Here is a 20967-nt window from a genome sequence, read left to right as displayed (position 1 = left end):
GGGGCTCCCTCCTTACGGTGCGGCGCCGAGATAGGCGGCGATGACATCCGGGTTGGCTCCCACCTCCTGCGGCGTGCCCTCGGCCAGCATGCGGCCCTGGTTCAGCGCGGTGATCCGGTGCGAGATGCCCATCACCATCTTCATGTCGTGCTCCACCAGGACGATGGTGACGCCGTTGCCCGCCACGGTCTTGATGACCTCGTCGATCTCGCGGCTTTCGGTGGCGTTCAGGCCGGCCGCCGGCTCGTCCAGCAGCAGAAGCTTCGGCTCCGACGCCAGCGCACGGGCGATCTCCAGCCGCTTCAGCGCGCCGTAGGGCATGGAGGCGGCATCGGCGTCGATGTATTTCTCCAGCCCGACATCGGTCATCAGCTGCACCGCGCGGTCGCGCGCCTCGCGGTCCTTGCGCACCAGCGAGGGGAAGCGGAACAGCGCCGGCAGCAGCCGGGTGTCCAGGTGCAGGTGCCGCCCCACCATGACGTTCTCCAGAGCCGTCATGTTGAAGAAGATCTGCAGGTTCTGGAAGGTGCGCGACATGCCGCGGGCGGCCAGCCGGTAGGGCGCCATGCCCGACACGTCGGCCCCGTCGAACAGCACCCTGCCGCCCGACGGCTTGTAGACGCCGGTCACCAGGTTGAACAGCGTGGTCTTGCCCGCCCCGTTCGGCCCGATGATCGAATGGATGTCGCCGGCCGCGATGGTGAAGCTGAGATCGCCGACGGCGAGCACGCCGCCGAATTCGCGGCTGAGATGCTCCACCTTCAGGATCGGCGGGCCGATGCGGCGGGCCTGGGTCGTCATATCCAGGGAAATCTCTGTGGTTGCCAGCATCTTCATGCCCGCCTCCGCGCCGGGAGCAGTGCCGCCAGGGTGGGAAGCAGGCCCTTGGGCATGAACACCATCGTCGCCATCAGGATGCCGCCCAGCACGATCTGCTGGTAGTCCTGGAACATGGTCAGCGCCTGCGGCAGCAGCGTCAGCACCACCGCGCCGACCACCGCGCCGAAGGTCGAGGCCATGCCGCCGAACACCACCATGGTCACCAGCTCGATCGACTTGAAGAAGTCGGCCTTGGCCGGGGTGATCAGGCCGGCGTAATGGGCGAACAGGCTGCCGGCCACGCTGGCGAACACCGCCGACAGCACGAAGACCAGCACCTTGAAGCGCGCGGTGTCGACGCCGACCACCTCGGCCGCCACCTCCGACCCGTGGACGGCGCGCAGCGCCCGGCCCATCGGGCTGTCGATCAGGTTCAGGGACAGCCAGACCACCCCGACCAGCAGGACGCCGACCACCCAGTACCAGACCTTCTCGCCATACAGCTCGATCCCGAAGATGCGGAACGGCTCGACCATCATGCCGTCGGGGCCGCCGGTCAGGCCGCTTTCGGTGCGCAGCACGATCGACACGATGATGCCGATGCCGAGTGTCGCCATGGCGAGGTAATGGCCCTTCAGCCGCAGGATCGGCTTGGCGACCGCGAAGGCCAGCAGCCCGACGACGGCGGCCCCGGCCAGCAGCGCCAGCACCGGCGGCCAGCCGTAGGTTCCGACCAGCACGCCCGACGCATAGGCGCCGATGCCGAAGAAGCCGGCATGGCCGAGGCTGATCTGCCCGGCATAGCCGATCAGCAGGTTCAGCCCGACGCAGACCACGGCGTTGAAGCCGGCCAGGATGGCGATGTCGAGATAGAAGTTGTTGGGCAGGAAGGCCGGCAGGACCGCGATCGCGGCAGCCAGTACCATGAGGCCGGTCAGCCGCCCGTGAAGGAGTGCGTTCATCGTCTTGAAGGTCCTTACACCCGTTCGGTGCCGCGTTTGCCGAACAGCCCGTTCGGCATGAAGAGGAGGACGGCCAGGATGATGACGAAGGCGATGGCGTCCTTGTAGGCCGACGAGATGTAGCCGGCGCCCAGCGCCTCGGCGACGCCGACGATCAAGCCGCCGGCCACCGCGCCCGGCCCGTGGCCCAGCCCCCCCAGCACCGCGGCGGTGAAGCCCTTCAGCCCCAGCATGATGCCCATCTCGGTGTAGGAGAAGGTGATCGGAGCCACCACCGCCCCGCCGACGGCACCCAGCGCCGCCGACAGCGCGAAGGAGGCGAGCACCACCCGCTTGACGTCGATGCCGACCAGCTGGGCGGCCAGCCGGTTGTGCGAGGTGGCGAGCATCGCCTTGCCGGTCAGCGTCCTGGCGAAGAACAGGCCGATGGCGACGATCAGCACGGCGGCCGTGCCTACCACCCACAGCGACTGCGGCTGCATCGAGGCGCCCAGGATCTGGATCGGCGTCTCGCCGGAGAAGGCGTCGAGCCGCTTGAAGTCCTTGCCCCAGATGAGTTCGGCGATGCCGCGCAGGAAGATCGACGCGCCGATGGTGATGATGATCAGGGTGACGGTCGAGGCGTTGCGCGCCCGTTCCACCGCGAATTTCGCCACCAGGACGCCGACCAGCATGGCGCCGCCGCAGCCGATCATGATCGCCAGCGGCAGCGGCACCCCCGACGCCGTCAGGGTCGCCGACGCCATGCCGCCGATCATGATGAACTCGCCCTGGGCGAAGTTGATGACGTGGCTGGCATTGTAGATGATCGAGAAGCCGAGCCCCGCCAGCGCATAGATCGCGCCGATGGTCAGCCCCGACAGCATGTATTGCAGCAGTTCCGCGAACATCGTTTGGGTTTCCGCTTCGCAGGCCCCCTCCCCGACCCTCCCCCTCTGCGAGGGAGAGGGTGCCTCACGGGAAAGCGGCGGCAGTCCCCTCTCCCACCACAGGTGGGGGAGGGTTAGGGAGGGGGCATCGTGGCTTGAGTGCGAGAGAGGGCCGCTACCCTTACTTCACCAGCGCCCAGTCACCCTGTTTCACCTCCACCATGTGGAAGGCGTCCAGCGTCAGGCCCATGTGGTCCTTGGCGCTCATGGTCACGATGCCGCCGGTGCCGACATAGCCCTTGGTCTGCTCGATGGCGTCGCGCAGCTTGGCCTTGTCGGTGCCGCCGGCGCGCTTCACCGCGTCCAGCGCGATCATCAGCCCGTCATAGGCATGGCCGGCGAAGGTCGAGACCTCCGAGCTGAAGCTGTCCTCGTAGATTTTGGTGAACTCGGTCGCCACCTTCTTCTGCGGGTCGCTGTCCGGCAGCTGCGCCGCGACGACCAGACCGGCGGCCGGCAGGCGGACACCCTCGGCGGCCCCGCCGGCCAGCCGGATATATTCCTTCGACGCCACGCCGTGCGACTGGTAGAGCGGCAGCGAGATGCCGAGCTGGCGGTAGTTCTTGGTCACCACCGCCGGCCCCTGGCCGAGGCCAAACACCAGCACCGCCTGCGCCGCGGCGTTGTTCTTCACCTTGGTCAGCTGGGCGGTGACGTCGGTGTCCTTGGCGCCATAAGTTTCGTCGGCGACCAGCTCGATCCCGCGCTCCTTGGCGACGGCCAGCGTCTGCTCGCGGCCGGACTTGCCGAAGCCGGAATCCTCCGACAGCAGCGCCAGCCTGGTCAGCCCGCGCGCCTTCATGTCCTCCATCACCTTCTCGGCGGCCATGCGGTCGGTGTGCGGGGTCTTGAACACCCACTTCTTCACCGGCTCCACGATCACCACCGCGCCGGCCAGCGAGATGAAGGGCACGCCGGCCCGCTCCACCAGCGGCACCGCCGCCATGGTCGCCGCGGTCGTGGTGCCGCCGACGATCACGTCGACGCCGTCGCTCTCGATCAGGCGCTTGGTGAAGGAGGCCGCCTTGTCCGCCGCGCCGCCGTCGTCATAGACGGTCAGCTGGACCGGCCGGCCAGCGATGCCGCCCGCCTGGTTGATGCGGTCGGCATAGAGCTCCAGCACCTTCTTCTCGGGATCGCCGAGGAAGGAGGCCGGGCCGGTGGCGGAGACGATGGCGCCGACCTTGATCGGATCGGCGGCGACCGCCGCACCGGACAGCATGCCGGACACCGCAAACATGGCGGTGATGGAAAGGGCGATGGTGGAAAGCAGGCGTCTGCGCAAGATGACCTCCCTTGGCTGCCCCCTTATCACCGGCCCGGGCGACGGCCCGGTCCCGGTTCGGCGGGACGATTTGACTTACATAATGTTTCAAACGAAATGATTTCTGAAGAAAAATTTCCGCTACCAAGACCATAATCGCGATCCGGATACTCCCGGTGCCCGTCCCGTCCTTCCGCGGTCCCGCGAACGGCGGGGAGGGAAACCGATGCTTCGTTTTATGACACATTTTTACTTCAATGAACCAACCGTAGTGTATCATATTAATGATTGTCAAACGGAAAGTCCGGCCACCATCCTATCCGGAGACGCCGGCGCGTCCCGCCCCGTCGCGGCGCTGGCCCTCGGGGGGGCGGGTTGCGTATACAACTCCCGACGCCGCCCCATCGCCGTGCCGTCCGCATCGCATCGCGCCCGCAACAGTTCCGCCCGCAACAAGGACGCCCCCGCCGCATGGCCCGCCCACGCCGCCCCGAAGACCTCGCCGCCCAGCTGACAGAAGCCATCGCGCCGCGGGCCAAGTCGCTGATCATCACCGCCTATGGCGACGCGGTTCTGCCGCATGGCGGGTCGCTGTGGCTGGGCAGCCTGATCGAGCTGATGGGGCTGTTCGGGATGAGCGAGCGGATCGTCCGCACCTCGGTCTTCCGGCTGTGCAAGGACGATTGGCTGACCAACACCCAGATCGGCCGGCGCAGCTTCTACCGGGTGACCGACAGCGGCAAGGAGCGCTTCGCGGCGGCGGAACGGCGGATCTACGCGCCGCTGGCCCGCGAGTGGGACCGCGGCTGGGACCTGCTGCTGGTGCCGCCCAACGCGCTCGACGCCGAGACCCGCGACGCCTTGCGGCGGGAATTGACCTGGCAGGGCTTCGGCGCCGCATCGGCCACCGTCTACGCCCATCCCAACTGCGACGAGGCGGCGATGCACCGGTCGCTGGCGGAGCTGGGGGTCGCCGACCGGATCGTCCACATGAAGGCCAGCCTGGACCGGGCCGAAGGGTTCGGGGCGCTGCGCGATCTGGTGCGCGGCTGCTGGGACATCGATCAGCTCGAACATGATTATGCGGCGTTCCTGGATCATTTCCGTCCGGTCTGGGCGGCGGTCGACGCGGCGGAGGCCCTGGACCCCGCCGCCTGCTTCGTCCTGCGCACGCTGATGATCCATGATTTCCGACGCATCCTGCTGCGCGACCCGATGCTGCCGCCCGACCTGCTTCCGGCCGACTGGCCGGGCCAGGAATCGCGGATGCTGACGCGCAACCTCTACCGCCGGCTGGCAGGCCCATCGGAAGCCTTCCTGATGCAGGCGGCGACCACCGCCAACGGCCCGCTGCCCGATGCCCAGCCGTCCTTCCACGGGCGCTTCGGCGGGCTGGAAACCATCGCCGCCGGCTGAGCGCTTCCGCCTGCCATTCGGGTGGCGGTTTCCGATACCGATCCGGCCGATAAACTCCGTTGAACGAACGAATTGATCTGGATCAATTCGCCGCTTTCGTACATATTTCTTTTCCTGGCAATGGGTTAACGGGACTTCTCCGCCTTGTCATTATGATACAGATACCGTTGATGATCTGATTTTTCTGTGTCATATAAAGACCACAGGGCGCCGATGGAAATGTGAGCGCCCGCCGAATTCCCGCGGAGGAAACGCCCCCATGTCCAAGGACTACACCCCCATCGCCAACACGATGGAGTTCCCCCCCGCCACGCCGCAGCCGAACGTCTACCCGCTGTCCTGGGTGTCGCAGACCAGGAAGCTGGAAGAGGTCTATGCCGCCGCCCAGCGCGAGAACTGGGACCCGGCCAAGCTGCCCTGGGACAGCTTCGACGTGTCGCGCTATTCGTGGGAGGAACGGGAGGCCATCGCCTATTGGTGGACCATCCTGTCGGTGTTCGACGCCTCGGCCCCGCCGGTCTTCGCCCATGCGCTGATCAAGACCTACGAGGTGCATGAGGAGGATCCCGTCCGCCGCTGCTTCTTCTCCGTCACCCGCGACGAGCAGAACCACGAGCAGATGTGCGGGCTCGCCATCACCAGGCTGCTGGAGGCCACCAGCCCGCTGACCTACGAGCCGAAGACCGACCTCGGCCGCCGGCTGCAGAAGAACGCGCACTGGCTGTACTACAATGGCGGGCGCTATTGGGACGGCTACAAGAAGGCGGTGCCGAAATACTCGCTGGCGGTGCTGTTCAGTTCCTTCCTGATGGGCGAGATCGCGGCGGCGACCATCTTCCACCAGATGGCGGCCGGCTGCAGCGAGCCGGTGTTCAAGGAGGCCTTCCGCAACATCGGCCGCGACGAGGGCCGCCACATGGCGATCTGCATGTCGGTGATGGAGCGCGACTATCCCCACCTGGCGGTCGAGGACAAGTCGGTCATCACCAAGCAGATCCGCGCCGGCTACCTGTTCCTGTCGGCCGTGCTGTTCGAGCCGCCGCCGCAGTTCTGGGACCTGCCCGACGACTTCATCGCCACCCAGCGCGAGGCGGAGGCCATCGCCCGCAACGCCGGTTTCCACATCCCCGACTACGAGGCGAAGAAGGAGAACTGGCGCAACGCCATGCTGAACCTGAAGGGCGTGCTGGACCGCTACGGCATCCCCTTCCCCGCCATCCCCGAGGTCGGCATCACCGGCGAGGAAGTCCGCGACGTCGACATGGACGAGATCATCCCGGTGTTTTGAGCGCGCACCGTTGAGCCCCCTCCCTCCCACGGCTCCGCCGCGGGTCCCTCCCTCCCCCGCCTTTGGCGGTGGAGGGACAGGAAGCGGCAGTCCCCTCTCCCTCGAAGAGGGGGAGGGTTAGGGAGGGGGCAAACGCCGACCAAACCTTACTCTCCACCCAAGGATCCCCCCGGTGAGCCGCATCCGCCTCCACCCCTCGGGCCGCACGGTCGAGTGCCGTGACGGCGAGACCGTCCTGTCGGCGCTGGAACAGGCCGGCTATGCCCTGCCCAACAACTGCCGCGCCGGGGCCTGCGGCGAATGCAAGGTCAAGGTGATCAGCGGCCAGTTCGACCAGGGCATGGTGCTGGACATGGCGCTGTCCCAGGGCGAGCGGAAAGACGGCTACGGCCTGATGTGCATGGCCAAGCCGATCTCCGACGAGCTGGTGATCGAATACGGCACCGCCGACGCCCAGCCCAAGCTGTTCCCGCCGCGCGAGAATGTGCTGTTCATCGTCACCGACCGCATCCCGCGCACGCCACGGATCGTGGAGTTGCGGCTGCGCCCGCTGGGCCAGCCGCTGCGCTACTGGCCGGGACAGTATGTGATGCTGGGCGACGCCGCGGCCGGCGCACCGCCGCGCTGCTATTCCATCGCCAACGCACCCCGCCCGGATGGCGAGATCGTCCTGCAGGTCACCCGCGTCGACGGCGGCCCGACCAGCGGCTGGATCCACGACCGGCTTGCGGTCGGCGAGATGGTGAAGCTGTCCGGCCCCTACGGCACCTTCATCGGCGACCCGTCGGTCGACAGCCCGGTGTTGTGCATGGCCGCCGGCTCCGGCCTCGCCCCCATCCTGGCGCTGACCGACGCGGCGCTGCGCCGCGGCTACCGCCAGCCGGTGACGCTGCTGGTCTCGGCTTGCACGCGGGCGGATGTCTACGAGCAGGGGCTGCTCGGCTACTGGCAGGCCAAATACCGCAATTTCAGGGTCAAGGTGACGCTGACGCGCCAGGAGTTGCCCGGCCATCTGACCGGCCGCATCCCCGCCATCCTACCCGGCCTGTTCCCCGACCTGTCCGGCCACGCCGTCTTCACCGCCGGCAGCCCTGCCTTCGTCGAGTCCTGCGTCGCCGCCGCCCGCGCGCTGGGCGCACAGGACGACCGGATCCACAGCGAGGGCTACGTGTCCCAGCACATTCCGGAAGTGCTGCCGGCCGACCGGCTGATGGCGCTGGGCTGACGAAGGGCTCTTACGCCCTGCGGACGCCCTCGATGAAGCCGTCGATCTCGCGGGTCAGATCCTTGGACTGGCCGGCCAGCGCGGCGGCGGCGGCGAGAAGCTGGTCGGCGGCGGCCCCGGTTTCCCCGGCGCCCGATCGGATCTGGCCCATGCCGCCGCTGACCTCCTGCGCGCCGTCGGCCGCCTGGATCACGCTGCGGGCGATCTCCTGGGTCGCCGCCGCCTGCTGGTCGACCGCCGCGGCGATGCCCGATGCGATGCGGCTGACCTGGGCGATGGTCTCGCTGATGCCATGCACGGCGGTCACCGCCACCTGGGTGGCGTCGCGGATGCCCTTGACCTGGCCGACGATGTCCTCGGTGGCGCGGGCGGTCTGGTTGGCGAGGTTCTTCACCTCGCCCGCCACGACGGCGAAGCCCTTGCCGGCCTCCCCGGCGCGGGCGGCCTCGATGGTGGCGTTCAACGCCAGGAGGTTGGTCTGGCCGGCGATGTCGTTGATCAGCCCGACCACCGTGCCGATCCGCTCGGCGCTCTCGGCCAGCACGGCGACGGCATCGTCGGCCCGCTTGACGTCGGCGACGGCGGCATCGGCGATGCGGGCGGACTCCCCGACCTGCCGGCCGATGTCCTGGACCGAGGCCGACAGCTCCTCCGTCGCGGCGGCGGCGGTCTGCACATTCTCGGCGGCGGCACGGGCGGAGGAGGCGACCTGCTCCGACCGGTCGAGGCTGTGGTCGGCGATGCCGGTCAAGGCGCGGGCCGTCGATTCGAGCTGCTGGGCGGCCGACGCCAGCGCCCCGGTCAGCCCGCCGACCCGGTTCTCGAACCCGGCCTGCAACTGGGACAGCGCCGCGGCGCGGGCCTCCTTGGCGTGCCATTCGGCCTGTTGCCGGCGGTCCAGCTCGCGGGCGCGGACCAGACCGTCCTTGAACACCTCGACCGCGCGGGCCATGCCGCCGGCCTCGTCGTCGCGGTCGGCGCCCGGCACCGCGGTTTCGAGATCGCCGGCCGCCAGACGGTCCATGGCGACGATCAACGCCGTGACCGGACGGGCGATGCCGTCGCCGACCTTCCACGCCACCAGACAGCCGAGCGCCACGCAGCCCAGGCTGACCAGCACGGTCAGCAGGGTCAGACGGTTGGCATCGGCCATCACGCTGGATTGCGGCGCCGCCACCATGAAGGACCAGGCACCGTCCGCCCCGGAGAAGCGGACCGGCGCCAGTCGAAGGTAATGCGGCGCCCCGGCCAGTTCGACGATCCCGTCGAACGCCCGTCCCTCGGCGACGGCGCGGCGGGCGGCTTCCGGCAGATCGTCGGCGGTCTTCGCCAGCCGGCCGCCGTCGGGATGGGCGACATAGAGGCCGGAGCCGGTCAGCACCGCGGCGAAGCCGTCGCCATAGGGCTTCACCGAGCGGACCAGATCGGTCAGCCCGGTCAGCGCCATGTCGACGCCGGCGACCCCGATGACGCGGCCGGCCTTGCCGCCGTCCATCACCGGCGCGGCGGCGCTGGTCATCAGCCGCTTGGTGAAATCGTCCAGATAGGGTTCGGTCAGCACCGCCTTCCGCGCGGTGGCCGCCGCCTTGTAATAGTCCTTCTCCTGCACGTCGGAGAAGGTATAGCCGTCGCTGTCGTCGGCCTGTACCCCCTTGTCCCCCGGCAGCCACAGCAGGCTCATCCGGCCGGTCTTCGGCAGGCCGAGAATCTCGGTGGAACGGTCGTGCGCGGCGAATTCCCTGTCGCGGCCGTCGAAGCCGTCGTCGGCCATGTCGACCCAGACCCCGGCATAGAGCGGGTTGGCCTCGGCGGCACGGCGCAGGTAGCGGTTCACCGTCTCGCGCCGCGGGGTTCCGGTGGAGCGCTCCACCTCGACCAGCGCGGCGGTTGCACGGGCGGCGTCCAGCGCGGCGGAGAGATCGGCGGCGACCAGTGCGCCATGGCGGTCGGCGGTTTCGGCGGCCAGGGCAAGCGCCGCCTTGTGCCCGGCATCGCGCGACAATGTCAGCGACACCGCCGTCACCGCGGCGGCCCCAGCCGCCAGCACCGCCGCGACACCGATGATGATCTTCGTCCTGAACCTGGCCTTCATGCCGCGCACCTCGTCAGGTCCGCCAAAGGTTCGGAAATGAACGGAGGGGCGGCACCAAATAGGGATAGGGGGCGGCACCTTATATTCGATAACGATCGGATGGCACGTCAAATCTCCGGACCGCCGGGCAAGCGCAACAATCCTTCGGACCGACCTGCCATGCCATACTGGCCGGCGACAGGTTATTGCTGCAAATGCGAAAAGGCGCCGGAAGGGCATGCGGGTCCCGCCGACGCCAATTCCACAACCTCGAATTCAGCGGAACGCCGGGCTCACGGTCCCTCGTACCGGACCATCTCCTGTTCGATGGCGCCGAACACGCTGGCGCCGGCCGCATCGAACAGCTCGATCCGCACGCGGTCGCCGAAGCGCAGGAAGGGCGTCTTCGGCGCGCCATGCTCGATGGTCTCGATCGTCCGCAATTCGGCAAGGCAGGAATAGCCGACGCCGCCGGCACCGATCGGCTTGCCGGGGCCGCCGTCCAGCTTGTTCGACACCGTGCCGGACCCGACGATGCTGCCGGCCGCCAGATGGCGGGTCTTCGCGGCATGGGCGATCAGGGTCGGGAAGTCGAAGGTCATGTCGGTGCCGGCATCCGGACGACCGAAGGGCTCGCCGTTCAGCGTCGTCACCAGCGGGCGATGCAGCTTGGCACCATCCCAGGCCCCGCCCAGCTCGTCCGGCGTCACCGCGATGGGCGAGAAGCTGGAGGCCGGCTTGGACTGGAAGAAGCCGAAGCCCTTGCCCAGCTCCGCCGGGATCAGGTTGCGCAAGGACACGTCGTTGACCAGCATCAGCAGCCGGACATGGCCGCGCGCCGCCTCGGCCGAGACGCCCATCGGCACGTCGTCGGTGACGACGGCGATCTCCGCCTCGAAATCGACTCCCCACTCCTCGGTCGCCGCCGGGATCGGGTCCATCGGCGCCAGGAAGCCGTCGGAACAGCCCTGATACATCAGCGGGTCGGTCCAGAAACTGGGCGGCATCTCCGCCCCGCGGGCCTTGCGCACCAGCTCCACATGGTTGACGTAGGCCGACCCATCCGCCCACTGGTAGGCGCGCGGCAGCGGCGAGGCCGCCTCGGCCGGGTCGAAGGGCCGGCCGGACGCCGGATCGGCGTTCAGCGCGCGGTAGGCCTCCTCCAGCTTCGGCGCCAGCGCCTCCCACTCGTCCAGCGCCGCCTGCAGCGTTTTCGCCACGGCGGGCACCGGGATGGCGCGGGTCAGGTCGCGCGACACCACGACGAGGGTGCCGTCGCGCCCGCCCGCCTTCAGACTTGCCAGTTTCATTCGGTCCCTTCCCTTCCTGTCAGATCAGCGTCCGGCAGCCTTGTCCCCGGTTTCCGGCCCCTTGTTTCCAGGCAGCCGCTCATTTCACCTTCCAGCTGTCGGCGTAGCCGCCCCACTCGACGCCCTCCATCGCCGGATAGACGTCCAGCGGGTCGCGGGTATCGATCATCACGGCGACCTCGTCGGTTTCCTTGCGCTCGAACTTCTGCGCCACCTCGTAGGCCTTCGGATGCGGCCCGTGCGGGAAGCCCGAGGGGTGGTAGGTCACCATGCCGGGATGGATGTTGTCGCGCGAGAAGAACTGGCCGCGGTGATAGAACAGCACCTCGTCGTAATCCTCGTTGGAGTGGTAGTAGGGCAGCTTCAGCGCCTCCGGATCCGACTCGATCGGGCGCGGCACGAAGGTGCAGACGATGAAGCGGCCGGCGGCCCAGGTGGTGTGCGCCGAGGGCGGCAGATGGTAACGGTGGCTCATCAGCGGCCGGATGTCGCGCCAGTTCAGCCGCACCGGGGCGAGGTCGCCGTGCCAGCCCACCGCGTCGAGCGGGTTGAACGGATAGGTCATGGCACAGAGCTGCCCGCGCTTCCTGACCCGAACCAGCGTCTCGCGCTCGTGCTTCTGCGCCTGGAAGGCGTCGTCCAGCGACGGGACGTCCAGCACCGCCGGATCGAAGATGGCGTGGGTGCCGACCAACCCCTTGTGCGGCAGCTTGTAGGCGTCGCCGGTGGCCTCGACCATCAGCACCATCACCGCCTCGTCGGTCTCCAGCCGCCAGCAGGTGTTGCGCGGCAGCACGACATAGTCGCCCTCCCGCACCTCCAGATGGCCGTAGTCGCAGTAGAGGTGGCCGCCGCCCTGGTGGAAGAACAGCAAATCGTCGCCGTCGGCGTTGCGGACCAGATGGTCCATCTTGCCCTTGAAGCGCCACAGCCGCACCTGGGTCGCGCCGTTGCCCATCAGGGCCGGCGCCTCCAAGGGGCAGCCTGGAATTTGGCTGGGGATGCGGTCGATGTTGTTCAGGTCGAAGGCGCGCGGGCGCAGCGGCCCGTCGAAGCTGGTCCAGCCGGTCGGCGGGTGGGCATGGTGCATCTGGGTGGCCGGGCCGAAGAAGCCCTCGCGCCCCATCTCGCGCTCGTAGGTGCCGGCCGGCAGCCGGACATGGGCCTGACGCGATGCGGTGCCCTCGACCTTCGGAAACGAAATCCAGCTCTTCATGGCGCTTCCCCCTTCATGCCGCCGGCAGCCGCGACTGGGCGAACCGGCAGGCTTGTTCCATTGGCACCCATAATAGTTTCGTTTGAAACTGTTGCAAGCGCGAAATTCCGGCGCAGGATGGGACCCTACCCTTCACGATTCAGACGATATCCCGCCGATGCCGCCCGCCCGCCGTACCCGAACCGCCGCCAAACCAGCCTCGGCCCCGGCCGACCTGCCGGCGCTGCACCTGCCGCGCTTCCTGCCCTACCGGCTGTCGGTGCTGGCCAACACGGTCAGCCACACGCTGGCCAAGCTGTACGAGAAGCGGTTCGGCATCACCATCCCGGAATGGCGGATCATCGCCGTGTTGGGCGGCGGCGAGACGATGAGCGCGGGCGAGATCGCGCAGCGCACGGCGATGGACAAGGTGCAGGTCAGCCGCGCCATCAGCCGCATGCTCGATTCGGCGCTGATCCTGCGCGAATCGGGCGACACCGACCGGCGCAAGGCCCTGCTGACCCTGACGCCCAAGGCGCTGGACATCTATGCGGAGATCGTGCCGATGGCGCTGACCTATCAGGCCGAGGTGACGGACGCCCTGTCGGCCGACGAGCAGGCGCAGCTCGACACGCTGCTGACCCGTCTCCAGGCCCGCGCCGACCAGCTGGCGACCCGCCCGGCGCCGGCCGCCGCGGAGGCGGAGCCGGCGGCGGGCTGACGCTCAGCCCCCCTTCACCTTGTGCAGCGGCTGGCTGGTGCCGGCATCGACCCGGCCGCGGCCCGGCTCCTCCGCCTCCAGCGGAGCGCAGGCGACCATGGTGGCGAGCGAGCGGCGGGCGAGGCGCTGGTACTCCTCCGTCCCCTCGCCCTTCCAGGCGATCTCGTCGGGGCGCAGGTCGCGCACGACCTTCGCCGGCAGGCCGGCGGCCAGCGTGCGCGGCGGCACGACGAAGCCGGCCTTGACGAAGGCCATGGCGGCGACGATCGACTCCTCGCCGATCTCCGCCCCGTCCATCACCACCACATTCATGCCGACCAGCGCGTTGCGGCGGACGACGCAGCCGTGCAGCACGGCGCCATGGCCGACATGCCCGTCCTCCTCGACGATGGCGTCATGGCCGGGAAAGGCATGGAGCGTGCAATTGTCCTGCACGTTGCTGCCCCGTTGCAGCACGATCCGGCCGAAATCGCCGCGCAAACTCGCGCAGGGCCCGACATAGCAGCCCGGGCCCACCACCACGTCGCCGATCAGCACGGCGGAGGGATGGACGAAAGCGGTCGGGTCGATGACGGGGATAACGCCGTCGATGGCGTAGACGGTGGGGCGCGGCAAGGCGGGGGCGGTCCTGGCGGATGCGGTCATGATCGGGTCGGTCCTCGGGTGTCTCTGTCCGGTCTTTTGCCGCAAGGCTACACCGAGGCATCCTGTACGCGATACTGATTTTCCGTCATGGTAAGCATGTCTGTATCGCTTCACCGACGGACCGGCCGGTGGTCCAGCGGGGGCTTGATTGGTATCAAATGAAACTGTATCGTTGGCAACAATAACAATTCGCCCCACAGCGATCCGCCAATGCATCCCGACATCGGTTTCCGGGGGAGGAAACGCCCAATGCACGCGACCTACAGCTATCCCAAATACAGCTTCACACCATCGGAGGAGCAGCGTACCGGCACCGTCCGCCGCCATCCGGTGGTGGTCATCGGCGCCGGCCCGGTCGGGCTGACCGCGGCGCTCGACTTCGCGCGCAAGGGGGTGCCGGTGGTGGTGCTCGACGCCGAGGACACCGTCAGCGTCGGCAGCCGCGCCGTCTGCTATGCCAAGCGCGCGCTGGAGGTGTGGGACCGGCTGGGCGTCGGCCAACGCATGATCGACAAGGGCGTGGTGTGGAAGATCGGCAAGGTCTTCAACGGCGACCGCATGGTCTACCAGTTCGACCTGCTGCCGGAACCGGACCACAAGATCCCGGCCTTCATCAACCTCCAGCAATATCACCTGGAGGAGTTCCTGGTCACCGAGGCGCGGAAGAGCGACCTGATCGACCTGCGCTGGCTCTCCCGCGTCATATCCGCCAAGGCCGAGCCCGACCATGTCGTGCTCCAGGTGGAGACGCCCGACGGCGTCCATGCGGTGGAGGCCGATTGGGTGGTCGCCTGCGACGGCGCCAAATCGTCGGTGCGCAAGATGCTGGGGCTGGAGTTCCAGGGCGAGGTCTTCAAGGACCGTTTCCTGATCGCCGACGTGGTGATGACGGCCGATTTCCCGGCCGAGCGCTGGTTCTGGTTCGACCCGCCCTTCCACCGCAGGCAGTCGGCGCTGCTGCACATGCAGCCCGACAATGTCTGGCGGCTGGATTTCCAGCTGGGATGGGATGCCGACCCGGAGGAGGAGAAGAAGCCGGAGCGCGTCATCCCGCGCGTCCAGGCGATGCTGGGGGCCGACACCCCGTTCGAACTGGAATGGGTCTCGGTCTACACCTTCCAGTGCCGGCGGCTGGAGCGGTTCCGCCATGGGCGCATCCTGTTCGCCGGCGACTCGGCGCATCAGGTCTCGCCCTTCGGCGCCCGCGGCGCCAACAGCGGCGTGCCCGATGCCGACAATCTGGTGTGGAAGCTGGCGCTGGTGCTGGAGGGCAAGGCGCCCGAGACGCTGCTCGACAGCTACAGCGACGAGCGGGTGGCGGCAGCGAAGGAAAACATCCTGAACTCGACCCGCTCCACCGACTTCATCACGCCCAAGAGCGACATCAGCCGCGTCTTCCGCGACGCGGTGCTGGAACTGGCGGTCGATCTGCCCTTCGCCCGCGCGCTGGTCAATTCCGGCCGGCTGTCCACCCCCACCACCTATACCGGCAGCCCGCTGAACACGCCCGACGGCGACGCCTTCGCCGGCCGCATGGTGCCGGGGGCGCCGGCCACCGACGCGCCGGTCGAGCGCGACGGGCAAGCGGGATGGCTGATGGAGGCGCTCGACGGGCGCTTCACCGTGCTCTACGCCGCCATGGGCAATGACGGGGACGGGGACGGGAACGGGCCGGTGCCGGCGGAGGTCGCGACAGCGCTGGATGACCTCGCCCGCGGTCCGCTGCCGCTCGCCTGGCATGCGGTGACCGAGCGGCGCCGCGGCATCGCCGGGGAGCTGGTGGACAGTGCCGGCCGCATCCGCGAGCGCTATGACCTGACGCCCGGCAGTGTCTATCTGATCCGCCCCGACCAGCATGTCGCCGCCCGCTGGCGCCGCTTCGACGCCGCCGCGCTGTCGGCAGCGCTGGACCGCTGCACCGGACGCTGAGCCGGACGCCCCAAGCCGGCCGCCGATTCCCCCGATCTCCTGGAGCCCCCCTCAATGGCCGACCTCATCACCGACCAGCGCTTCGCCAGTCCGGACGACGTCTATCAGATGCTGATCGACAGCCACCGCGACCTGACCGCCGACCAGAGCGCCCGCCTGAACGCCAAGCTGATCCTGCTGCTCGCCAACCACATCGGCGACCCGGAGATATTGGCCGAGGCCCTGCGCATCGCCCGGCAGGGGGTGGCGTAGGCACGGGGTTCGGGGTCGGTCCCCGCTGACGGCCGCCCCGCTTTCGCGTAAAAAGGCGCATCGTTTCCCCGGAGGATGCGCCCACCATGCCGCCCGCCATGCGCCTGCGCCACCTGCTCGCCCTGCTGATCGTCCTGCTGTGCAGCGGCCCGGTCCTGGCCCAAGGGTTGACGCAGACGCCGTTGTCGATCCCCGCCCGCTACCCGGACGGCAGCAGCGCCAACCTGGAGGCGCTGCTGCTGCGGCCGGACGGCCCCGGCCCCTACCCGGTCGCCATCATCAGCCACGGCACGCCGCGCGACCCGGCCGAACGGGCGGAGATGACGCCGCTGCGCTATGTCCCGCAGGCGCGCGAGTTCGCCCGGCGCGGCTGGGCGGTGCTGGCGGTGATGCGGCGCGGCTATGGCGGGTCGGACGGCCCCTACATCGAAAGCAACGGCCCCTGCGACAACCCCGACTATCTGCATTCCGCCGAGCAGAGCAGCGAGGATGTCCGGCAGGCCGTGCGCTACATGGCGCGCCAGCCCTTTGCCGATCCGGGCCGTATCATCGCGGTCGGCGTGTCGGCCGGCGGCTTCGCCAGCCTGGCGCTCGCCGCCAACCCGCCGCCGGGGCTGAAGGCGGTCATCAGCTTCGCCGGCGGGCGCGGCTCGCGCGGCGACGACGACGTCTGCCAGGAGAACCGGCTGGTCGCCGCCTTCGGAACGATGGGCCGCACGTCGCGGGTGCCGACCCTGTGGATCTATGCGGAGAACGACCTGTTCTTCGGCCCGGCGCTGGCCCGCCGCTTCTGGGAGGCCTTCACCCGCGAAGGGGGGCGGGCCGACTTCGTGGCCGCTCCCGCGAACGGCAAGGACGGCCATTTCCTCTTCGGCGCCGCCATCCCGCAATGGACACCGGCGGTCGATGCCTTCCTGTCGAGGAATGGCCTCGCCCCGCGCGCCACGCCGATGGCGCTGGCCCTGCCGGCGCTGGTGCCGCCGGCCGAGCTGTCCGCCGCCAACCGCGCCAAATTCCCCGCCTATGTCGAGGCTGCCGGCAACAAGGCCTTCGCCGTGGCGCCCGACGGCGCCTTCGGCTGGAAATCCGGCCTGCGCAGCCTGGACGAGGCGCAGCGCCTGGCCTTGGAGACCTGCGCCAGGAACAGCCGGCAGGGCTGCCGCATCGCCTATGTCAACGACCGCCCGGCCGGCAGCGCCGCGGCGGCGGCGGCCGAGCCGACAGGCGCCGCCCGGGTGCGCCTGGAGCCGCCGGCCGAGTTGTCCGCCGCCAACCGCGCCAAGTTCACCGCCTATCTGGAGGCCGCCGGCCACAAGGCCTTCGCCGTGTCGTCCGACGGCGCCTTCGGCTGGAAATCCGGCATGGGCAGCGAGGATTCCGCGCGGGTCGGCGCGCTGGACAACTGCGCCAAATACACCCGGCACACCTGCTACGTCGTCTTCGTCGACGACCAGCGGCTGCGGTGAGGGGTTGCGCGCCCCGGACATGGAAAAGGCCCGCCCGGCATCCCTGGCGGGCCTTTTCCGTGGATGGAACCGGAAAGCGCGTCAGCGCGGAGCCAGCACCATGACCATCTGGCGGCCTTCGAGCTTCGGCATCTGCTCGACCTTCGCCAGTTCGTCCAGTTCGTCGCGGACACGGACCAGCACATTCATACCCAGATCCTGATGCGCCATTTCACGGCCGCGGAAGCGCAGGGTCACCTTGACCTTGTCGCCCTCCTCGAGGAAACGGCGTGCCGAGCGCATCTTCACGTCATAGTCGTTGTCATCGATGTTCGGCCGGAGCTTGATCTCCTTGACCTCGATGATCTTCTGCTTCTTGCGCGCCTCGTTGGCCTTCTTCTGCGCCTCGTACTTGAACCTGCCATAGTCGAGGATCTTGCAGACGGGCGGTTCGGCCTGGGGGGCGACCTCGACCAGATCGAGGCCGGCATCCTCGGCGGCCAGCAGGGCATCGCGCAACGACACGACGCCGATCATCTCGCCGTCGGCGCCAACGAGACGAACGGAACGAGCCGTAATCTCCCGGTTGACCCGCGGTCCATCGCGGGTCGGGGCGGCTTCGGACGGAATCCTGGCTATGGACGCTTCTCCATGGTCTTAGACCATGCGGAAACCGGCCCCCCGGAGGGAGGCCGGCGGCATCGCGCGGTCGGTTAAAACTGCGAGTCGGATCCGAAATCCCCGGCGGGAGATTTTGTTTCCTCAACCAGTTTATTCACCGCCGCGTCGAGGGCAAGAATTTCCTGATCCTTGCCGCCCAGCACGCGGAGCGCGACCGTGCGCTCCTCGGCTTCGCGCTTCCCGACCACCAGCATCAGCGGGATCTTCTGCAGGCTGTGCTCGCGGACCTTCAGGTTGATCTTCTCGTTGCGGGTGTCGAGCTCGACGCGCAGGCCGTTGCGCCGCAACAGCCTGGCCACTTCCTCGGCATAGCCGTCGGCTTCGCTGGTGATGGTGGCGACGCTGACCTGGACCGGGGCCAGCCACAGCGGGAACTTGCCGGCGTAATGCTCGATCAGCATGCCGATGAAGCGCTCCAGCGACCCCAGGATCGCCCGGTGCAGCATGATCGGCCGATGGCGGGCGCCATCCTCGCCGATATAGCTGGCGTCGAGCCGCTCCGGCAGGTTCGGATCATACTGCAGCGTGCCGCACTGCCAGGTCCGGCCGATGGCGTCGGTCAGGTGGAATTCCACCTTGGGACCATAGAAGGCGCCCTCACCCGGCAGTTCCTCATACTCCAGCCCGGCGTCGCGCAACGCCTGGGCCAGCGCCCCTTCGGCCCGGTCCCACAGATCGTCGGAGCCGGTGCGGACATCCGGACGCAGCGCCAGCTTCACCGAGATCTTGTCGAATCCCAGATCCTTGTAGACGCCGAGCTGCAGCTTGAAATACTCCGCCGCCTCGCCCTGCACCTGATCCTCGGTGCAGAAGATGTGGGCGTCGTCCTGGGTGAAGGCGCGCACGCGCATGATGCCGTGCAGCGCGCCCGACGGCTCATTGCGGTGGCAGGCGCCGAACTCGGCCATGCGGATCGGCAGGTCGCGGTAGGAGCGCAGGCCGTGGCGGAAGATCTGGACATGGCCGGGGCAGTTCATCGGCTTGATGCCCAGCAGCTTCTCGCCGCCGTCGGCCTCCACCTTGAACATGTTGTCGCCATACATGTCCCAGTGGCCCGACGCCTTGAACAGCGAGCTGTCGATCAACTGCGGCGTCTTGACCTCGACATAGCCGGCGGCCTTCAGCTTGGTGCGGATGTAGGTCTCCAGCGTCCGGTAGAGCGTCCAGCCCTTCGGATGCCAGAACACCGAGCCGACCGCCTCCTCCTGGACATGGAACAGGTCGAGTTCCTTGCCGAGCTTGCGGTGGTCGCGCTTCTCCGCCTCCTCGATCTGGTGCAGGTAGGCCTTCAGCTCCTTCTCGTCGCGCCACGCCGTACCGTAGATGCGCTGGAGCATCGGGTTGCGGCTGTCGCCGCGCCAATAGGCGCCGGCCACCTTGGTCAGCTTGAAGCCCTGCCCGACCTTGGCCGTCGTCAAGGCATGCGGACCGCGGCACAGATCCAGCCAGTCGCCCTGCCGGTAGATCGACACCGGCTCGCCCTGCGGGATCGCCTCGATCAGCTCGGCCTTGTAATGCTCGCCCAGATTCTTGAAGTAGGCGACCGCCTCGTCGCGGTCCCACACCTCGCGCACGATGGGCACGTCGGCGGAGACGATCTCGCGCATCTTCGCCTCGATCTTCTCCAGATCCTCGGGCGTGAACGGCTCGTCGCGCGCGAAGTCATAGTAGAAGCCGGTGGCGATCGACGGGCCGATCGTGACCTGCGTGCCGGGATACAGCTTCTGCACCGCGTCGGCCAGCACATGGGCGGCATCGTGGCGGATGACCTCGAGGGCGTCGGCGTGATTGCGCGTGACGATCTCGATCTTGGCGTTGGTAGTGACGGTGGTGGTGAGGTCCTTCACCGTGCCGTCGATCTTGACGGCAAGCGCATCTTTGGCCAGTCGCGTACCGATGGACTGGGCGATCTCAAGCCCCGTCACCGGCCGGTCGAACTCCCGCACGCTGCCGTCGGGCAGCGTGATGGCGATGTTGGACGTCACCGAAGTCACCATTTCAATAGTGTTGCGTATCACCCGGATCGGGCACCCGGACCAAGGCCGGGAACGCGAAATTTCCATCGCCGCGTGGGGGAATGTCAAGGGCGGCGGCGGAAATCAAGGGCTCCGGGCAACCCATGGCTTTATTTTTGCCACGCTCGCCGTATATCCTGCGTATATCCGACTCATGGTATCATCCATGATTTGCCGCAGCGGCCAGGAGGCCACGCGCATGCAGGTCCAACTCGCCCGATGGGGCAACAGCCTGGGCATCCGCATCCCCAAGGACATCGCCAGTCAGGTCGGGCTGCACGATGGCGCAAGGGTCGACATTCGCGCCGAAGGCGACCGGATCGTCATCACGGCGGACCGCCCCCGCTACAGCCTCGACGAACTCATGAAAGGCGTCACGCCGGAGGCGATGCGCGAGGCATTCGACTGGGGTCCCGACGCCGGCCGCGAGATCGTCGAAGAATGACCGGGGACGAATGGGAGCCGGAAGCGGGCGATCTGGTCTGGACCGACTTCGATCCTCGGACGGGACGCGAGCAGGGCGGGCGCCGGCCGGCGCTGATCGTGTCTCCCCGTGCATTCTGGCAAGCGACGCGCTTTGCGATCCTGTGCCCGATCACCACCCGCGTCCGCCCGTTCCCCAGCAGCGCCGTCCTGCCGCCGGGTCCACCGATCGCCGGCGAAATCCTGACCAGCCATGTCCGCAGCATCGACACCCTGGCCCGGCCCCTGGTGTTTTCCGGCGCACGCGCACCGTCCGCCATCCTGGCGGAGGTGCGCGGAAAGCTCGCGGCACTGATCGGACTTTAGAAACCCGAGCC

At 68.3% G+C, this 20967-nt stretch carries 19 protein-coding genes; 9 read left to right on the top strand and 10 right to left on the bottom strand.

Annotation, left to right across the window (positions count from 1 at the left end; all coding sequences use genetic code 11):
- Positions 1-12 precede the first annotated feature (12 nt).
- The 4 genes from AL072_RS06650 to AL072_RS06635 form a co-directional block, all read right to left on the bottom strand.
- On the bottom strand, positions 13-837 hold the full coding sequence (locus tag AL072_RS06650) for an ABC transporter ATP-binding protein (protein ID WP_082108836.1): 825 nt from the start codon (positions 835-837) through the stop codon (positions 13-15).
- A complete protein-coding gene (locus AL072_RS06645; protein WP_045580995.1) occupies positions 834-1781 on the bottom strand; it encodes a branched-chain amino acid ABC transporter permease in 948 nt (315 codons plus the stop codon). The genes AL072_RS06650 and AL072_RS06645 overlap by 4 nt, the downstream gene beginning before the upstream one ends.
- Positions 1782-1795: 14 nt before the next feature.
- Positions 1796-2671, bottom strand: coding sequence for a branched-chain amino acid ABC transporter permease (locus AL072_RS06640; RefSeq protein WP_045580996.1), 876 nt, complete (start codon positions 2669-2671; stop codon positions 1796-1798).
- A 160-nt stretch (positions 2672-2831) separates the two neighbouring features.
- A complete protein-coding gene (locus AL072_RS06635) occupies positions 2832-3995 on the bottom strand; it encodes an ABC transporter substrate-binding protein (protein WP_200909790.1) in 1164 nt (387 codons plus the stop codon).
- 450 nt (positions 3996-4445) lie between these two features.
- On the opposite strand from AL072_RS06635, the gene paaX reads away from it, so the two are divergent.
- From paaX to AL072_RS06620, 3 genes are all read left to right on the top strand, one after another.
- Positions 4446-5390 (top strand): phenylacetic acid degradation operon negative regulatory protein PaaX, encoded by a 945-nt coding sequence (paaX, locus tag AL072_RS06630; protein ID WP_045580997.1) that lies wholly within the window; start codon positions 4446-4448, stop codon positions 5388-5390.
- Positions 5391-5649: 259 nt separating this feature from the next.
- Positions 5650-6678 carry a hypothetical protein gene (locus AL072_RS06625; RefSeq protein WP_060721696.1) on the top strand — a complete coding sequence of 343 codons (1029 nt, stop codon included), beginning with the start codon at positions 5650-5652 and terminating at the stop codon, positions 6676-6678.
- Positions 6679-6850: 172 nt separating this feature from the next.
- Positions 6851-7903, top strand: coding sequence for a 2Fe-2S iron-sulfur cluster-binding protein (locus AL072_RS06620; protein ID WP_045580998.1), 1053 nt, complete (start codon positions 6851-6853; stop codon positions 7901-7903).
- 10 nt (positions 7904-7913) lie between these two features.
- On the opposite strand, the gene AL072_RS06615 is transcribed toward AL072_RS06620, so the two are convergent.
- The 3 genes from AL072_RS06615 to AL072_RS06605 all read right to left on the bottom strand — a co-directional run bounded on the left by AL072_RS06615 (position 7914) and on the right by AL072_RS06605 (position 12500).
- The gene (locus tag AL072_RS06615) at positions 7914-9995 is read right to left on the bottom strand and encodes a methyl-accepting chemotaxis protein (protein ID WP_045580999.1); all 2082 of its coding nucleotides are present in this window, start codon (positions 9993-9995) and stop codon (positions 7914-7916) included.
- 272 nt (positions 9996-10267) lie between these two features.
- Positions 10268-11284 (bottom strand): fumarylacetoacetate hydrolase family protein, encoded by a 1017-nt coding sequence (locus AL072_RS06610; protein ID WP_045581000.1) that lies wholly within the window; start codon positions 11282-11284, stop codon positions 10268-10270.
- A gap of 79 nt (positions 11285-11363) precedes the next feature.
- Positions 11364-12500 (bottom strand): homogentisate 1,2-dioxygenase, encoded by a 1137-nt coding sequence (locus tag AL072_RS06605; protein ID WP_045581001.1) that lies wholly within the window; start codon positions 12498-12500, stop codon positions 11364-11366.
- A 157-nt stretch (positions 12501-12657) separates the two neighbouring features.
- Here AL072_RS06605 and AL072_RS06600 point away from each other — a divergent pair, with 157 nt between their 5' ends.
- Positions 12658-13200, top strand: coding sequence for a MarR family winged helix-turn-helix transcriptional regulator (locus AL072_RS06600; RefSeq protein ID WP_045581002.1), 543 nt, complete (start codon positions 12658-12660; stop codon positions 13198-13200).
- Between the two features lie 3 nt (positions 13201-13203).
- Here the strand turns inward: AL072_RS06600 and AL072_RS06595 are convergent, their stop codons facing one another.
- Positions 13204-13845, bottom strand: a complete 642-nt coding sequence (locus AL072_RS06595; protein ID WP_045581003.1) for an acyltransferase — start codon at positions 13843-13845, stop codon at positions 13204-13206.
- Positions 13846-14094: 249 nt separating this feature from the next.
- Between AL072_RS06595 and AL072_RS06590 the strand changes: the two genes are divergently transcribed.
- The 3 genes from AL072_RS06590 to AL072_RS06580 all read left to right on the top strand — a co-directional run bounded on the left by AL072_RS06590 (position 14095) and on the right by AL072_RS06580 (position 17492).
- The gene (locus tag AL072_RS06590; RefSeq protein ID WP_045581004.1) at positions 14095-15774 is read left to right on the top strand and encodes an FAD-dependent oxidoreductase; all 1680 of its coding nucleotides are present in this window, start codon (positions 14095-14097) and stop codon (positions 15772-15774) included.
- Between the two features lie 54 nt (positions 15775-15828).
- Positions 15829-16026, top strand: a complete 198-nt coding sequence (locus AL072_RS06585) for a DUF2783 domain-containing protein (protein WP_045581005.1) — start codon at positions 15829-15831, stop codon at positions 16024-16026.
- A gap of 86 nt (positions 16027-16112) precedes the next feature.
- Positions 16113-17492, top strand: a complete 1380-nt coding sequence (locus tag AL072_RS06580; RefSeq protein ID WP_045581006.1) for a CocE/NonD family hydrolase — start codon at positions 16113-16115, stop codon at positions 17490-17492.
- Between the two features lie 81 nt (positions 17493-17573).
- Here the strand turns inward: AL072_RS06580 and infC are convergent, their stop codons facing one another.
- The gene (gene infC / locus AL072_RS06575) at positions 17574-18101 is read right to left on the bottom strand and encodes a translation initiation factor IF-3 (protein WP_045581007.1); all 528 of its coding nucleotides are present in this window, start codon (positions 18099-18101) and stop codon (positions 17574-17576) included.
- Between the two features lie 83 nt (positions 18102-18184).
- Entirely contained in the window at positions 18185-20149 is a 1965-nt protein-coding gene (gene thrS / locus AL072_RS06570) for a threonine--tRNA ligase (protein ID WP_045581008.1), read from the bottom strand.
- Between thrS and AL072_RS33290 the strand changes: the two genes are divergently transcribed.
- Both AL072_RS33290 and AL072_RS06560 read left to right on the top strand, forming a co-directional pair.
- The gene (locus AL072_RS33290; RefSeq protein ID WP_158511046.1) at positions 20124-20612 is read left to right on the top strand and encodes an AbrB/MazE/SpoVT family DNA-binding domain-containing protein; all 489 of its coding nucleotides are present in this window, start codon (positions 20124-20126) and stop codon (positions 20610-20612) included. The genes thrS and AL072_RS33290 overlap by 26 nt on opposite strands.
- Positions 20609-20956: a type II toxin-antitoxin system PemK/MazF family toxin gene (locus AL072_RS06560; protein ID WP_045581010.1), complete on the top strand. Its 348-nt coding sequence runs from the start codon at positions 20609-20611 to the stop codon at positions 20954-20956. Before AL072_RS33290 ends, AL072_RS06560 begins: the two co-directional genes overlap by 4 nt.
- Positions 20957-20967 lie beyond the last annotated feature (11 nt).

This window comes from Azospirillum thiophilum, from assembly GCF_001305595.1.
GTDB classification, from domain to species: Bacteria; Pseudomonadota; Alphaproteobacteria; order Azospirillales; family Azospirillaceae; genus Azospirillum; species Azospirillum thiophilum.
Note: the sequence above shows the minus strand (reverse complement) of the source record. Positions and strands in the feature narration are given on the sequence as shown.

Coding starts and splice junctions, on each gene's coding strand:
- AL072_RS06600 (WP_045581002.1), top strand. CDS start 12,658: ATGCCGCCCGCCCGCCGTACCCGAACCGCCGCCAAACCAGCCTCGGCC.
- paaX (WP_045580997.1), top strand. CDS start 4,446: ATGGCCCGCCCACGCCGCCCCGAAGACCTCGCCGCCCAGCTGACAGAA.
- AL072_RS06585 (WP_045581005.1), top strand. CDS start 15,829: ATGGCCGACCTCATCACCGACCAGCGCTTCGCCAGTCCGGACGACGTC.
- AL072_RS06610 (WP_045581000.1), bottom strand. CDS start 11,284: ATGAAACTGGCAAGTCTGAAGGCGGGCGGGCGCGACGGCACCCTCGTC.
- AL072_RS06605 (WP_045581001.1), bottom strand. CDS start 12,500: ATGAAGAGCTGGATTTCGTTTCCGAAGGTCGAGGGCACCGCATCGCGT.
- AL072_RS06650 (WP_082108836.1), bottom strand. CDS start 837: ATGAAGATGCTGGCAACCACAGAGATTTCCCTGGATATGACGACCCAG.
- AL072_RS06590 (WP_045581004.1), top strand. CDS start 14,095: ATGCACGCGACCTACAGCTATCCCAAATACAGCTTCACACCATCGGAG.
- thrS (WP_045581008.1), bottom strand. CDS start 20,149: ATGGTGACTTCGGTGACGTCCAACATCGCCATCACGCTGCCCGACGGC.
- AL072_RS06615 (WP_045580999.1), bottom strand. CDS start 9,995: ATGAAGGCCAGGTTCAGGACGAAGATCATCATCGGTGTCGCGGCGGTG.
- AL072_RS33290 (WP_158511046.1), top strand. CDS start 20,124: ATGTTGGACGTCACCGAAGTCACCATTTCAATAGTGTTGCGTATCACC.
- AL072_RS06625 (WP_060721696.1), top strand. CDS start 5,650: ATGTCCAAGGACTACACCCCCATCGCCAACACGATGGAGTTCCCCCCC.
- AL072_RS06640 (WP_045580996.1), bottom strand. CDS start 2,671: ATGTTCGCGGAACTGCTGCAATACATGCTGTCGGGGCTGACCATCGGC.
- AL072_RS06645 (WP_045580995.1), bottom strand. CDS start 1,781: ATGAACGCACTCCTTCACGGGCGGCTGACCGGCCTCATGGTACTGGCT.
- AL072_RS06595 (WP_045581003.1), bottom strand. CDS start 13,845: ATGACCGCATCCGCCAGGACCGCCCCCGCCTTGCCGCGCCCCACCGTC.
- AL072_RS06580 (WP_045581006.1), top strand. CDS start 16,113: ATGCCGCCCGCCATGCGCCTGCGCCACCTGCTCGCCCTGCTGATCGTC.
- AL072_RS06560 (WP_045581010.1), top strand. CDS start 20,609: ATGACCGGGGACGAATGGGAGCCGGAAGCGGGCGATCTGGTCTGGACC.